This is a genomic window from Enterococcus saccharolyticus subsp. saccharolyticus (genome assembly GCF_029023825.1).
In the GTDB taxonomy this organism is placed as follows: domain Bacteria; phylum Bacillota; class Bacilli; order Lactobacillales; family Enterococcaceae; genus Enterococcus_F; species Enterococcus_F saccharolyticus.
In genome coordinates this window covers 1,509,059-1,524,262 of the sequence record NZ_CP118957.1, presented here as the reverse complement: position 1 = coordinate 1,524,262, position 15,204 = coordinate 1,509,059, and the positions used below count along the sequence as shown (strand labels likewise).

Sequence of the window (15,204 nt, the reverse complement as noted above, 5' to 3'; positions counted from 1 at the left end):
TTGCCTAAAGATATAAAAAAACGGCACCTGTTAGACTTAGGTATCCTGATCCCGTATCTTATTTTGAGCGTTGTTGGGCTAATGATGGTTTATAGTACTACAACGTATGTTATGCTAGAAAGTGGACAGAGTACAACCCGTCAAGCATTATTACAATTTGCTTTTTGGCTGTTAAGTTTATTTACGATTTTTGTTATTTACAAGATGAAGACAGATTTTTTAAAAAATAAGAAATTGTTACAAATCGTGATGATTATTGTCACCCTTTCGTTATTTGTGGTTTTTTTATTTGATAAAGAAGCAACAAATGGAGCGTATGGATGGATTAAACTGGGAAGTCTAGGAACCATTCAGCCGGTAGAATTTCTGAAATTGATCGTGATATGGTTTTTAGCTACCAATCTAGCACAACGTCAACATATGATTCATGAAGATTTTTTTGCCAGTGTCAAAGGTTTGTTAATGATTATTGGACTTCAAATTGTTGTCATCATGTGTTATCCCGATTTTGGGAACGCAGCAGTTATTGTTTTGTTAGTGATGATTATGTTGTTAAGTAGTGGGGTTAATTACCTCTATACATTATATACTGGCATTATTGGGATAGTGGGTAGTTTTTTGACTGTCACTTTAGTTAATCTTGTCGGGAAATATTTTTTACCAGCACACGTTATATCCCGCTTTGCGATTTTTCGCGATCCATTCGGTGATGAATTTGGGAAAGGTCACCAACTAATTCATGGCTATTACGCGATGTTTAATGGTGGACTATTAGGTCGTGGTTTAGGTAATAGTATTCAAAAAAAAGGATTCCTTAAATTTGCCCATACCGATTTTGCATTTTCAATAGTGGTGGAAGAATTAGGACTAATCGTGGCAATCATTATTTTAGGTTTATTATTTTATATGATTGCACGTATCATATTAATTGGCATTCGTTCAAATGATGCGTTCAATTCGATGATGTGTATCGGAATTGGCTCATTGTTTTTAATTTCAGTATTTATCAACCTAGGTGGAATTACGGGTATTATTCCTTTAACCGGAATTACGTTCCCGTTTATCAGTCAGGGTGGTTCCAGTTTACTGGTATTTTCTATCTGTATTGGTTTTGTACTGAATATTAGTGCGGATGAAAAGAAAAAAAGCTATCAATTAAATTATTGATATAGAAGTGAAAGAGGAGTGGTTTGATGAAAAAAATTCTTGTTGCGAACCGTGGAGAAATCGCGATTCGAGTATTTCGAGCGTGTGTAGAATTAAAAATAAAAACAGTAGCAATCTATGCAGAGGAAGATGAATATTCTGTTCATCGTTTTAAAGCAGATGAAGCGTATTTAGTCGGTAAAGGCAAACGCCCAATTGATGCTTACTTAGATATTGAAGATATTATTCGTGTTGCAAAAGAATCAGGCGCTGAAGCGATTCATCCAGGTTATGGTTTCTTATCAGAAAACCTAGAATTTTCTAAACGTTGTGAAGAAGAGGGAATTATTTTCATTGGCCCTACACCACATCATTTAGATATTTTTGGGGATAAAATTAAAGCCAAAGAGGCAGCGATTGCAGCAGGTATTCAATCCATTCCTGGGTCAAATGGTCCAGTTGAAACCGTTGAAGGTGTTTTAGAATTCGCCAATAATCATGGCTATCCAGTTATGATTAAAGCAGCTCTTGGCGGAGGCGGACGCGGAATGCGTGTGGCTCATGATGAAAAAGAAGCACGTGATGGTTATGAACGTGCGAAAAGTGAAGCGAAAGCAGCTTTTGGTAGTGATGAAGTATATGTTGAAAAATATATCGGTAATCCAAAGCATATCGAAGTACAAATTTTAGGGGACTCTCATGGAAATGTTGTTCACTTATTTGAGCGCGATTGCTCGGTTCAACGTCGTCACCAAAAAGTTGTAGAAGTTGCTCCATGTGTCTCCTTAAATGATGAACAACGTGCGGCAATCTGTAATGCAGCGGTTCAATTGATGAAACATGTCAATTATGTGAATGCTGGAACAGTGGAATTCTTAGTAGAAAATGATAAATTCTATTTCATCGAAGTAAACCCACGTGTCCAAGTAGAGCATACAATTACAGAAATGATTACAGATATTGATATTGTAACTACACAAATTTTAATTGCGCAAGGCAAAAACTTGCATACAGAAATCGGTATTCCAACGCAAGAAAATATTACATTTAAAGGTGCAGCCATTCAATGTCGTGTCACAACAGAAGATCCATTGAACGGTTTTATGCCGGATACAGGTAAAATTGATACGTATCGTTCACCAGGTGGTTTTGGTGTGCGTTTAGATGTGGGAAATGCATACGCTGGTGCGGTTGTAACACCTTACTTTGACTCTTTATTAGTAAAAGTATGTACACATGGTTCCACTTTCCAACAAGCAATTAATAAAATGGAACGTTGCTTGAAAGAATTCCGTATCCGTGGTGTGGAAACAAATATTCCATTTATGCGTAATGTTGTTCGTCATCCTCAATTCCGTTCCGGTGATGCAAAAACGATTTTCATCGATACAACACCAGAACTGTTTGAATTCCCACGTACTCGTGACCGCGGAAATAAAACAATGAAATACATTGGTGAAATCACAGTCAATGGTTTCCCTGGTATCGAGAAACAACAAAAACGTTTCTTTGATGAACCACGTATGCCGAAAAAATTAGAGCGCGTTGAAAACTTAGTAACGGCTAAAAACATCTTGGATACAAAAGGTGCAGATGGCGTTGTTGAGTGGATTAAAGAACAAAAAAATGTCTTGTTGACAGATACAACGTTCCGTGATGCGCATCAAAGTTTATTGGCAACACGTGTACGTACCCATGATTTAGAAAAAATTGCTAGCAAAACAGAAGAAGCAATTCCACAATTATTCTCAAGTGAGATGTGGGGTGGCGCGACATTTGACGTAGCTTATCGTTTCTTAACAGAAGATCCATGGGAAAGATTACGTATTTTACGTAAAAAAATGCCAAATACATTGCTACAAATGTTGTTCCGTGGTTCAAATGCTGTAGGTTACTCAAATTATCCAGATAACGTGTTAGTTGAATTTATCAATGAAGCAGCACATCAAGGAATTGATGTCTTCCGTATCTTTGATAGCTTGAACTGGATTCCACAAATGGAGAAAAGTATTCAAGCTGTTCGCGATGCTGGAAAAATTGCTGAAGCAACCATTTGTTATACAGGAGATATTAATGATCCTTCTAGAGCGAAATATTCAATGCAATACTACAAAGATATGGCAAAAGAGTTACAAGCGCTAGGTGCACATACAATTGCTATTAAAGATATGGCAGGATTGTTAAAACCTCAAGCTTCTTATCGTTTAATTAGTGAATTAAAAGATACAGTCGATGTACCGATTCACTTGCATACGCATGATACAAGCGGAAATGGGATTATCACTTACTCTGCAGCTGTAACAGCCGGTGTTGATATTGTTGACGTGGCAATGAGTGCGATGAGTAGTAATACTAGTCAGCCAAGCATGAGCAGTTTATACTACGCATTAGTAAATGGTAAACGTGTACCAGATATTAATATTGAAAATGTTCAAGAGTTAAACCATTATTGGGAAGATGTACGTATGTATTACCAACCATTTGAAAGTGGCTTGAACGTTCCTCAAACAGAAGTATACATGCATGAAATGCCAGGTGGACAATATTCTAACTTGCAACAACAAGCAAAAGCGGTTGGCTTAGGCGATCGTTGGGATGAAATTAAGAAAATGTACCATACAGTGAATATGATGTTTGGTGACATCGTAAAAGTAACGCCTTCTTCTAAAGTAGTAGGCGATATGGCGTTATTCATGGTTCAAAATGATCTAACAGAAGAAGATGTGTATGAACGTGGTGAGTCAATTAGCTTCCCAGAATCAGTGATTACTTTCTTCCAAGGAGAATTAGGACAACCAACTGGTGGATTCCCTGAGAAATTACAAAAAATTATCATCAAAGACCGTCCAGCATATACAGAGCGTCCAGGTGCTTTGGCAAAACCAGTTGATTTTGAAGAAGTTAAAGCAGAGTTAGCTGAATTAATCGGTTATGAACCACAGCATGATGAAGTATTAAGCTACTTGATGTATCCAGAAATTTTCTTAGCTTATCGTAAAGCGTATGATCAATTTGCTGATATTAAAGTATTGGATACACCAACATTCTTTAATGGGATGCGTCCAGGTGAAAAAATCAATGTTGAAATCGAAAAAGGTAAAAACTTGATTATTCGCTTAGATGAAATTGGCGATGCGGATATTGAAGGAAACCGTACATTATTCTTTAACTTGAACGGCCAACGTCGTGAAATTACAGTGAAAGATACCTCAATTAAGAGCACTGTTGTTGCTAAGCGTAAAGCTGAACCAACAAACAAAGAACAAATTGGTGCAACAATGTCTGGATCTGTTTTACAAGTTTTAGTGAAAAAAGGTGACCAAGTAAAACGTGGCGACACATTGTTAGTTACAGAAGCAATGAAGATGGAAACATCCATTGAAGCACGTTTTGACGGAACAGTTGATCACGTATATGTTACAGAAGGTGAACCAATTTCATCAGGAGATTTATTAATCGAAGTAGCAGAAAAATAATGAGAGGCTGGAATCAGCATGAAACATCGAGGAATCTTATTTAGTGTGATTTTCATAGGGTGTATTTTCCTATTGTATATGTATCCTGTGTGGTTTCCTCAAGTTTCCTCTGATCCGTCTAATAAAAATGAAATTCGTAGAGAACCACCGGCGACATCTTGGAACTATGAACCAATTGCGACGGATGGATTTGCCAAATGGATTGGGCAAAAACTAGCGGATTTCGAAACGGTTTATGGAAATCCAGAAGAGGTTTATTCTTCTGGATTTTCTTTTGTTATACATCGCTATACAATAGACGATCAGACATATGTAGAAGTCAACACAGAAGATAAACGTATTACTAGTATCAAATTTTTAGGAAAAGAAAATGACACGATTGCGCCTTTTCGATTCGGGATGACGATGAATGAATTGGCAAAAATTACCATGATTTATCCCAATTTTACGTTGAATTATGAAGGGAAAACGATTGCTTTTGAATTAATGGAAGATGATATGAATTATCGTCCATTGATTGCTTTTGATAATAGGACGTTTGCTATTTTATTTTTCAGTCAGAAAAAAGGGGAAAGTTCGTTATATAGTGTCATGTATTTGGACAAAGAGACGTTATTAAAGCTCGCACCTTATCAAGTAACAGATGGTGTATCGCCACGTTTTACCACAGAAGAAACTGCTGATTGGGAAGTTATTAATCAAAACAAACAAGAACAAAGCAAATATCTCTTTCAATTTTTAAGAAATTATGATCGTTTACCGGAATTTATATTGGATGCGAAAAATCAAATGCTTGGTGAGCAAATTTTAGGCGGATTTTTCGCGAAAACGGAGGAATTTTTAACGACTGAACGTACACAGCAGTTGAAGAGAATTCAAAATGGCACAGAAGATGGTCGCTTTACATTGTCTCGTACGGAAATGGAAGATGTACTCAAAGAATTTTCGACAGATACGGCAAATGTTTATTTGGAATTACCCGTCTATGATCCGATGTTTACGATTTTGACATGGTATAGTACACCTTATTTGCATACTCGGTTTATGCATCAAGAACCTGAGTCTTTAGGGATTGCCTTTTCAAAAGAGAATGTGGTAGTCTTATTACAGCAATTAGAAAATAAAACAGAGGACAGTGACGCCAATTGATTTACGATGATCAATTTTTTGAGATAGAAGACCAAGTACAGAAAGTGTTGTCATGTTTGAAAAATAGCCAAACATTTCAATCTTATATTGGAAATAAAAAAGTATTATATGAAAATTCGGAAGTTCAAGCTATTCGTACTGATTTTTTAAGTAAAAAAGATGCCTTTGATCGTGTGGCAGCATATGGTGGTTATGCCCCCGATCATCGTGAGAAACAACGTGCGTTAAGAAAATCAAAACGTGTGTTGGATTTGCATCCGTTAGTTGCAGAATTTCGATTTTCAGAAACAGAGTTACAAGGAATTTTAGATGAAATGGGTATCAAAATTGCTCATTGCATTTCGGATGATATTAAAGTTGATACCGGAAATCCATTCTTTGAAACAAGATCAAGTTGTGGAGGGAAATGCCATGTCGGTTAATTCTGAAGAATTTACGATGGAAAAAAGACGAGGACTTATTGTCTGGGTGTATAGTTTGCGTCAGTTAAAAAACTTACGTCGTTTCGGATTCGTTCATTATGTATCAAGACGGATGAAATATGTCTTAATGTATGTGAACGAGGAAAATGTTGTAGAAAATATGGAAAAAATTGAGCGCCTGCATTTTGTGCGCCATGTTGATATTTCGCATCGTCCAGATATTGAAATGAACTTTGCTGAGAAAATCGGCACCAAAGCTGCCTTCCAAGTAATGGAAGACAAGGACGACATTGAAGAAAGAAATGCCACCATTCGCCTAGCCGAAAACGTATAGCAAACAAGGTTGGACTGCAAAGCCCAACCTATTTGCTGTGAATCACAGCGATTCGTCGACCAGAGGGAGTACGAGAGCTGATGCTGAACAGTACTAGCAGAGCGAAGCGAAGGTAGTGTCCGTCGTTTCGAATCACAGCGATTCGTCGACCAGAGGGAGTACGAGAGCTGATGCTGAACAGTACTAGCAGAGCGAAGCGAAGGTAGTGTCCGTCGTTTCGAATCACAGCGATTCGTCGACCAGAGGGAGTACGAGAGCTGATGCTGAACAGTACTAGCAGAGCGAAGCGAAGGTAGTGTCCGTCGTTTCGAATCACAGCGATTCGTCGACCAGTGGGAGTACGAAAGCTGATGCTGAACAGTACTAGCAGAGCGAAGCGAAGGTAGTGTCCGTCGTTTCGAATCACAGCGATTCGTCAAACATAGCGAAACGGAAAAATAAAAGTAGTGAAAGGAATAACCATATGCGCGTAGTATCGGGAGATTATCGTGGTCGCCGTTTAAAAAGTTTGGATGGCGATAATACACGACCAACATCTGATAAAGTAAAAGAATCGATTTTTAACATGATTGGTCCTTATTTTGACGGAGGACAAGTCTTAGATTTATTTGCAGGCAGTGGTGGACTAGCCATTGAAGCAATCTCAAGAGGAATGGATCAAGCTGTTTGTGTGGATCGTAGTTATCCTGCCATGAAAGTCATTCAAGAAAATATTAAAATAACGAAAGAACCACAAAAATTTATCACTTTAAAGATGGATGCAAATCAAGCGATTCAAAAATTAGCTGCTGAAGAACAAGCTTTTGATTTGCTTTTATTAGATCCACCTTATGCGAAACAACAAATTGTTGCTCAACTAGAACAAATGCTCACATTAAATTTGTTAAAATCAGATTGTCTCGTGGTTTGTGAAACAGATAAAGGTGTTGTTTTACCAGAAGAATTGCAGTCATTGGTTCAAATTAGGCATCAAGTCTATGGGATGACTGCAGTAACTATTTATAGAAATGAGGCCTAAGTGATATGAAAAAAATCGCATTATTTCCAGGCAGTTTCGATCCGTTAACGATGGGACATTTAGATACCATCGAACGAGGAGCAAGACTTTTTGATGAACTTTATGTAGGGATTTTCGTCAACACGAATAAGCATTCTTTTTTTTCAGTAGAAGAAAAAGTCAAGTTAGTAACAGACGCGGTCGCACATTTACCTAATGTTACGGTGATTTCTCAAGAAACAGAACTGACGGTAACTACGGCAAAACGTTTAGGTGCAAATTTTTTACTACGCGGGGTGCGTAGTATGAAAGATTATGAATACGAACGCGAAATTATGGAGATGAATCGTCATTTAGATCCTGACTTGGAAACAGTCTTCTTAGTAGCGAAATCGGAGTATAGTCATATCAGTTCTAGTTTAATTAAAGAAGTGCTATTATTTGGAGGAGATGTTCAAAAATATCTTCCAAAGAATGTCTATGAAGCGATTAAGAAGCGGTGATGAAAATGAAAAATAGAAGTTCTGTCAATTATCTTTTAGCAATTGTTGTCGCATTGACCATTGTGGCAAGTGTATTTATTCCGTTGCCTTATTACATTGAGCAACCAGGCTCAACGATTGATTTAAAAGAACTCGTTACAGTAAATGACCAAAAAGATGATAATCCGGGTTCATTTTCACTAACTTCAGTGGGAATTCGCCAAGCAACGGCTGTAACAGCACTGAAAGCCAAGTTTGATCCTTTTGAAGACTTAGTGAGTGAAGAAGAATTATTCGGTGGTTCCAGCGGTGCTGAATACGACCGCATTCAGCAATACTATATGACATCTTCGCAAAACAATGCGATTGAACAAGCTTTGAAACAAGCCAAGCGTCCATATCATTTTGAGTATAAGGGTGTCTATGTCATGGGAATTGATCCCAAATCAAATTTTATTGACAAGATTTCAGTGGGTGACACTGTGACTAAAGTAGATGGTAAAACATTTACCAACACGCAAGAATTTATGACGTATGTTCAAAGTAAAAAAGTGGATGAAGAAGTGACAATCACCTATCTTCAAGATGGTAAAGAAAAAGAAGCAACCGCCAAATTGATTACCTTAGAATCCAATAAGAAAGCTGGTATTGGTATTACACTAGTAGATCATACCGAAATTGAATCCGAGGATAAAATCGATTTTCATGTTGAAAATATTGGAGGGCCTTCCGCAGGGCTGATGTTTACATTAGAAATTTATGAACAATTAACAAATCAAGACTTACGCAAAGGGAAAAAGATTGCTGGTACGGGAACGATGGATAATGATGGTACGATTGGTCGGATTGGTGGCATTGATAAAAAAGTCGCAAGCGCCAGTCAAGAAGGGGTTGAAATCTTCTTTGCCCCAGATGATGAAATTACCAAAGAACAAAAAGCAGCATATCCAGAATTGAAGTCCAATTATGAAGAAGCGTTAGATGCGATGAAAAAAATGAAATCAGATATGAAAATTGTACCAGTCAAAACGCTACAAGATGCGTTAACTTATCTTGAAAAAATGAAATCATAATAAAAAGTGGTTGCAACAGCATGTAAAATATCCGGACGATAGCGAAGTCGTTCGGATATTTTACGTTGACAGAGGTTTAGGTTCTAGCCTATTTTTGTTTTATGGAAAACAAAAGTTACAAATAGGTTCCAACTTTAAATTATGATATACTTTTGTTAAGGAGCGTGAGAAGTTTGGAAATCAAAAGACAAAAACCAGTAGTTGAAGCGTATCACTTTGATATGCGTAACCCAGAACAAGAAGCAGAAACAAAATTAAATGTGGGCTTTGCGCCATTGAAACCGCAAGAAAACTATCCAGAAGAAAACACTATCTTAGGTGCTCGTTTGCAATTTGAAGTTGTTTTCCCTGAATTTATTATTAGTGGTGCCATTGGACAAGTAAACCACATTGTGAACCGTAAAATTGCGGGTCCTAACGATTTATCAAAAGTTGAAGCAGATGAATTAGTCGAGCCATTGTTTGAAATGTTACAACGTTTAACATATGAAGTGACAGAAGTTGTGACTGATGAGCCGGGAATTAAATTAAATTTTAATAATCAAGAAAAAGAGGACTAAACAAGATGTTTTCAAATGAAATGCAAGTAATGATTTATGTTAATGATGTGTCTGCAGCCATTGATTTTTGGACAGAGCTAGGTTTTATCATTATTGAAAAACAAGAATTAGATGGTACTTTGGTGGTAGAAATCGCAGCTTCAAACGATGCGCAAACACATTTTGTGTTATATGATCGTGAATTTATCGAACGTCATTCACCAGAAGTTGCAACAAATTCACCATCTATTATGTTTGTATCAAATCAGATTGTTGATTTATATAAAAAATTAGTAACAATGGACGTTGAAGTCGGCGAATTAATTCAAATGGAAGAGCAAATGGTCTTTAATTTCGCTGATCCGGATGGTAATTATTACGCTGTTTCTGGTAAATAAAAAAATGATTCATCGTGTATTTATACGATGGATCATTTTTTATTTTTGGCAATCATTTGCAATAGCGCCTGTACGAATTACTTCTTTCATGTCAGCTTTAAATTGTAACCAATAGTGCGTCCATTTCGTCAATACGCTCACATCCTTGTGTTCAAGTATAGCTAGTTCTTAAATAAAGCGCAACGATTATCCATGAATTCGTTTGAAAAAAGGCGTATACTTAAGGAAAGGGGATGAACAATATGAAGTCATATATCTATGTAATTAGTGATATTCATGGTCAACTTGATTTGTTTCAAAAGTTATTAGAAGATTTCGATCCAATTAATCATCAATTAGTCTTAATTGGCGATTTGAATGACCGTGGAAAAAAGAGTAAAGAATGTTTTTTATTAGGTCAATCGTTAGTGGAAAAGTATGACGCGATTTACTTGCGAGGCAATCATGAAGAATATTTCTTGCAATTTTTACATGCACCAGAAGATTGGATGCCGGGTTATGTTCGTAATGGTGGTAAAGAAACGATTGATAGTTTACTGCATTCAGGAGCGACCGAAGAATATTCGCCTACAGAAATTGCCATGATGATTCGCTCACGTTATAAAGAACTCGTTGATTTTTTAATGGATCGTCCCTTGAGTTTTGAATGGGGCAAGTATTTATTTGTTCATGCTGGAGTTGATTTGACGAAAAAGAATTGGCAAGAAACCGATCCACGCGATTTTATTTGGATTCGAGAGGCATTTCATACTGGAAAAAATACTACAGGAAAAGTGATTGTTTTTGGTCATACAATCACACCAATGTTGCATGGAGATATGCAAACAACCGATTTATGGTTATCGGATAACAAGATTGGCATTGATGGGGGAGCGGTCTTTGGCGGCTCGGTTCATGGTGTTATTTTTGATCAAAAAGGCATTGTTCAAGACATCGAATATCAAAATATGTCAGGTCCATGGCGTCCTGATTTTTAACCTTTAAACGCAGATGGGAACATATCCATCTGCGTTTATTTTGTGTTACACTAAAGAGGATATTTGAGGAAAGGAATCTAGCAAATGAACGATAAAATTATTCAGTTATTACAAAACGAACTTACCCAGTATCGTGGGAACCAACTAACGAAAGTCTTGCAATTATTAGGAGAAGGGAATACAGTCCCTTTTATTGCTCGTTATCGTAAAGAAATGACAGGTGGATTAGATGAAGTCCAAATTCGTGAGATTGACGAACGGTACACGTACTTAGAAAACTTAGAAAAACGTAAAGAAGAAGTGGTTCGTTTAATTGAAGAACAAGAGAAACTAACACCAGCATTACAAACGGCTATTTTGGCAGCAACAAAAATGCAACAAGTGGAAGATTTGTATCGTCCCTTTAAACAAAAACGACGCACAAAAGCGACAATTGCAAAAGAAAATGGCTTAGAACCTCTGGCGACCTGGTTATTGGCTTTTCCAAAAGACGATGTATATCAGTATGCGCAATCCTTTATGAATGAAATAATTGAAACACCGGAACAAGCGTTACAAGGCGCACATGAAATTTTGGCGGAACAATTTGGTGATTCAGCTACTTTCCGGACATGGATTCGTAGCTACCTTTTTAATAAAGGTAGTTATACCAGTAAAGTCAAAGATGCTGCAAAAGATGAAAAAGGTGTCTATGAAATGTACTATGATTTCTCAGAGCCGATTCATAAAATTGTCTCTCATCGTATTTTAGCAACAAATCGTGGTGAAAAAGAAGATATTTTGAAAGTCTCATTAGTAGCAGATGAAACGAAAATTTTTGATTATTTTCACCGCCAATTAATCCAACAACCACAATCAACAGCAACACCGTTCATTATTGAAGCGTACCAAGATGCGTACAAACGTTTTATCGGTCCAGCAATCGAACGCGAGATTCGCAACGAATTGACAGAAAAAGCCGATGAACAAGCGATAGCAATTTTTGGTGAAAATTTACGGAATCTATTATTGCAACCGCCATTAAAAGGAAAAGTTGTCTTAGGATTTGACCCAGCTTACCGGACAGGTTGTAAATTGGCAATTGTCGATGCAACAGGCAAGTTATTAGCGATTGAAGTCATTTATCCACATAAACCGGCATCCGCAGACAAACGTCAGGCAGCTGGTCCTGCGTTGAAAAAACTAATTGAAACCTACCAAGTAGATATGGTTGCTATCGGGAATGGGACAGCGAGTCGCGAATCGGAACAATTTGTTGCAGAACAATTAAAGACAATTTCTCGTGATGTTTTCTATGTGATTGTCAATGAAGCCGGCGCTTCAGTTTATTCAGCAAGCGATGCCGCACGTCAAGAATTTCCGAAACTACCAGTAGAAGAACGTAGTGCAATTAGTATTGCTCGTCGTCTTCAAGATCCTTTAGCAGAGTTGGTAAAAATTGAACCGAAAGCAGTGGGTGTGGGACAATACCAACATGATGTATCGCAAAAACGTTTAGGAGAACAATTGGATTTTGTTGTCGAAACAGTGGTTAACCAAGTGGGAGTTGATGTTAACACAGCTAGTCCACAGCTATTGCAACATGTCTCTGGATTAAATAAAACAACTGCTCAAAATATTGTGAACTATCGTGAAGAAAATGGTGCGTTTGTACAACGTAATCAACTGAAAAAAGTGCCGCGTTTAGGTCCCAAAGCGTACGAACAAGCCATTGGATTTTTGCGTATTCCAGGTGGGAAAAATATTTTAGACAATACTGGTATCCATCCGGAAAGTTATGATACTGCCAAAGCAATTCTTGAATTGGCTGAGTTGTCTTTCACACAATTAGGAACGGACACTGCTAAAGACGCATTGAATCAACTAAATGTTTCACAGACAGCCCAGCAATTAGCTGTCGGTAAAGAAACTGTTTTGGATAGTATCAAAGCATTATTGCAACCAGGAAGAGATATGCGTGACGAGATGCCCGCACCACTTTTACGAAAAGATGTGCTTTCTATGGAAGATTTAAAATCAGGCATGGAATTGAAAGGAACTGTCCGCAATGTGATTGATTTTGGCGCATTTGTTGATATTGGCGTGAAACAAGATGGATTGGTTCATATTTCTAAGTTGAGTAAGACATTTATCAAGCATCCAAAAGATATTGTATCGGTTGGTGATGTGGTCACCGTTTGGATTGATCAAGTAGATGTGACTAAAGGGCGCATCAGTTTGACAATGCTAGATCCAGGAGCGTCTAAATGACGTCAGAAGAATTACAACGATTAGTAGAAAAAGTTTCACTCGATTCTTTTGGAAAACTATTTTGTCATCAGGCCATCTTTAATGCACGGTTAAAAACCACAGGTGGGCGGTATCATTTAAACGACCACCACTTAGATTTTAATCCTAAAATGCTGGTACATGGTGAAGACGTCTTAATTGGCATTATTAAACATGAGTTGTGTCATTATCATTTGCATTTGGAAGGAAAAGGGTACCAACATCAGGATGCATCATTTAAAGAACTGTTGATGCAAACGGGTGGTTTGTGCTTTGCGCCACGTGTCTCTCAAGAAGTCAAAGTGATCATTTATCACTGTCAAACATGTGGAAAATCTTTGCAACGTCGCCGCAAAATAAATACTCAACGCTATGTTTGTGCTAGTTGTCATGGGAAGCTAACCTACGTTGAGACAAGGGTTCTTTCTTTAGGAAAATAATGAGAGAAAATTAAATCTTGTCTATTATAAGTTAAAACTCGTTGCTATTTTTGAGAATTTGTAAGATAATGTATCCTGGTTCAATATACTTAATTACGATAAATAAATCTTTATATAGACAATGTTTGAGAAATGAGGACAATGAATTATGACAAATCCAGATAAAAAAATCTATCATTTTGTAGGAATCAAAGGCTCAGGTATGAGTTCTTTAGCACTTGTTTTGCACGAAAAAGGGTTACAAGTACAAGGTTCTGACGTAGAAGAATATTTCTTTACCCAACGTGAGTTAGAACGTGCAGGGATTCCTTTGTATGCTTTTGATGCCGAAAATATCCATGAAGGGTTAACAGTGATTGCTGGAAATGCGTTTACGGATGCTCACGAAGAATTGGTACGTGCCCGTGAATTAGGTTTGGAAGTAATTCGTTACCACGATTTTATTAGTGACTTTATTCAACAATTTACAAGTATTGCTGTCACTGGTTCTCATGGAAAAACAAGTACAACAGGCTTACTTGCACATGTCTTGACAGGGATTCGTCCAACAAGTTATTTGATTGGTGATGGGACAGGTCATGGTGAACCAGATGCAGAATTCTTTGCTTTTGAAGCATGTGAATATCGTCGTCACTTTTTAGCATATTCACCAGATTATGCGATTATGACAAATATTGATTTCGATCATCCAGATTATTATACAAGCATTGAAGATGTTTTCTCAGCATTCCAAACAATGGCGCATCAAGTAAAAAAAGGTATTTTAGCGTTTGGTGACGATGAATACTTGCGCAAATTAGAAGCAGAAGCACCAATTTATTATTATGGTGTCAATGAAGATGATGATATTCAAGCACGTAATATCGTTCGTACAACAGAAGGTTCTGAATTCGATGTGTATTTTCACGATGAATTGATTGGCCATTTCGCTTTACCAGCATTTGGACAACACAATATTAACAATGCATTAGGCGTGATTGCGACAGCTCATTTAGAAGGTTTTGATATGGAAAAAGTTGCGCAAGAAATGTTGACATTTAAAGGTGTGAAACGTCGCTTTAGCGAAAAAACAGTGGCGGATATGACGATTGTTGATGATTATGCACATCATCCAGCTGAAATTAGAGCAACGATTGATGGTGCACGTCAAAAATATCCAGATAAAGAAATCATTGCGGTATTCCAACCACATACGTTCACTAGAACGATTGCTTTAATGGATGAATTTGCGGAAGCTTTAGACTTATCCGACCAAGTGTATTTATGTGACATTTTCGGTTCTGCTCGTGAAACCCAAGGCGATGTAAAAATTGAAGATTTGGGTGCAAAAATTACAAAAGGTGGACAAGTCATTAAAGAAGATAATGTCTCACCACTATTAGATCATGAACATGCCGTGATTATCTTTATGGGCGCCGGCGATGTGCAAAAATTTGAACAATCCTATGAAAAATTATTAAGTGGCACAACACGTAACGTATTGTAAGAAATTCGACGAATGGT

The 15,204-nt window shown here is 37.3% G+C and carries 14 protein-coding genes; all 14 read left to right on the top strand.

Annotated elements, in window-relative coordinates; translation table 11 throughout:
- The 14 genes from PYW32_RS07885 to murC all read left to right on the top strand — a co-directional run bounded on the left by PYW32_RS07885 (position 1) and on the right by murC (position 15,187).
- The gene (locus PYW32_RS07885) at positions 1 to 1,167 is read left to right on the top strand and encodes an FtsW/RodA/SpoVE family cell cycle protein (protein WP_016174852.1); all 1,167 of its coding nucleotides are present in this window, start codon (positions 1 to 3) and stop codon (positions 1,165 to 1,167) included.
- 26 nt (positions 1,168 to 1,193) lie between these two features.
- Positions 1,194 to 4,622 (top strand): pyruvate carboxylase, encoded by a 3,429-nt coding sequence (locus tag PYW32_RS07880; protein ID WP_016174853.1) that lies wholly within the window; start codon positions 1,194 to 1,196, stop codon positions 4,620 to 4,622.
- Between the two features lie 18 nt (positions 4,623 to 4,640).
- Entirely contained in the window at positions 4,641 to 5,771 is a 1,131-nt protein-coding gene (locus PYW32_RS07875; RefSeq protein ID WP_016174854.1) for a CAP-associated domain-containing protein, read from the top strand.
- Complete coding sequence (locus tag PYW32_RS07870; RefSeq protein ID WP_016174855.1) at positions 5,768 to 6,193, top strand: YlbF/YmcA family competence regulator; 426 nt, start codon at positions 5,768 to 5,770, stop codon at positions 6,191 to 6,193. Before PYW32_RS07875 ends, PYW32_RS07870 begins: the two co-directional genes overlap by 4 nt.
- Positions 6,183 to 6,527, top strand: a complete 345-nt coding sequence (locus tag PYW32_RS07865) for a YlbG family protein (protein ID WP_016174856.1) — start codon at positions 6,183 to 6,185, stop codon at positions 6,525 to 6,527. The genes PYW32_RS07870 and PYW32_RS07865 overlap by 11 nt, the downstream gene beginning before the upstream one ends.
- A 463-nt stretch (positions 6,528 to 6,990) precedes the next feature.
- Positions 6,991 to 7,545, top strand: a complete 555-nt coding sequence (rsmD, locus tag PYW32_RS07860; protein ID WP_016174857.1) for a 16S rRNA (guanine(966)-N(2))-methyltransferase RsmD — start codon at positions 6,991 to 6,993, stop codon at positions 7,543 to 7,545.
- Positions 7,546 to 7,550: 5 nt separating this feature from the next.
- The gene (coaD, locus tag PYW32_RS07855; RefSeq protein WP_016174858.1) at positions 7,551 to 8,027 is read left to right on the top strand and encodes a pantetheine-phosphate adenylyltransferase; all 477 of its coding nucleotides are present in this window, start codon (positions 7,551 to 7,553) and stop codon (positions 8,025 to 8,027) included.
- 5 nt (positions 8,028 to 8,032) lie between these two features.
- Positions 8,033 to 9,079 carry a SepM family pheromone-processing serine protease gene (locus PYW32_RS07850; RefSeq protein ID WP_211210779.1) on the top strand — a complete coding sequence of 349 codons (1,047 nt, stop codon included), beginning with the start codon at positions 8,033 to 8,035 and terminating at the stop codon, positions 9,077 to 9,079.
- 173 nt (positions 9,080 to 9,252) lie between these two features.
- Positions 9,253 to 9,639: a DUF1149 family protein gene (locus PYW32_RS07845; protein ID WP_016174860.1), complete on the top strand. Its 387-nt coding sequence runs from the start codon at positions 9,253 to 9,255 to the stop codon at positions 9,637 to 9,639.
- A gap of 5 nt (positions 9,640 to 9,644) precedes the next feature.
- A complete protein-coding gene (locus tag PYW32_RS07840) occupies positions 9,645 to 10,016 on the top strand; it encodes a VOC family protein (protein ID WP_016174861.1) in 372 nt (123 codons plus the stop codon).
- A 242-nt stretch (positions 10,017 to 10,258) separates the two neighbouring features.
- Entirely contained in the window at positions 10,259 to 10,993 is a 735-nt protein-coding gene (locus tag PYW32_RS07835) for a metallophosphoesterase family protein (RefSeq protein WP_102035474.1), read from the top strand.
- 84 nt (positions 10,994 to 11,077) lie between these two features.
- The gene (locus tag PYW32_RS07830) at positions 11,078 to 13,243 is read left to right on the top strand and encodes a Tex family protein (protein ID WP_016174863.1); all 2,166 of its coding nucleotides are present in this window, start codon (positions 11,078 to 11,080) and stop codon (positions 13,241 to 13,243) included.
- Positions 13,240 to 13,701: a SprT family protein gene (locus PYW32_RS07825; protein ID WP_016174864.1), complete on the top strand. Its 462-nt coding sequence runs from the start codon at positions 13,240 to 13,242 to the stop codon at positions 13,699 to 13,701. Before PYW32_RS07830 ends, PYW32_RS07825 begins: the two co-directional genes overlap by 4 nt.
- 148 nt (positions 13,702 to 13,849) lie before the next feature.
- Positions 13,850 to 15,187: a UDP-N-acetylmuramate--L-alanine ligase gene (murC, locus tag PYW32_RS07820; RefSeq protein WP_016174865.1), complete on the top strand. Its 1,338-nt coding sequence runs from the start codon at positions 13,850 to 13,852 to the stop codon at positions 15,185 to 15,187.
- Positions 15,188 to 15,204 lie beyond the last annotated feature (17 nt).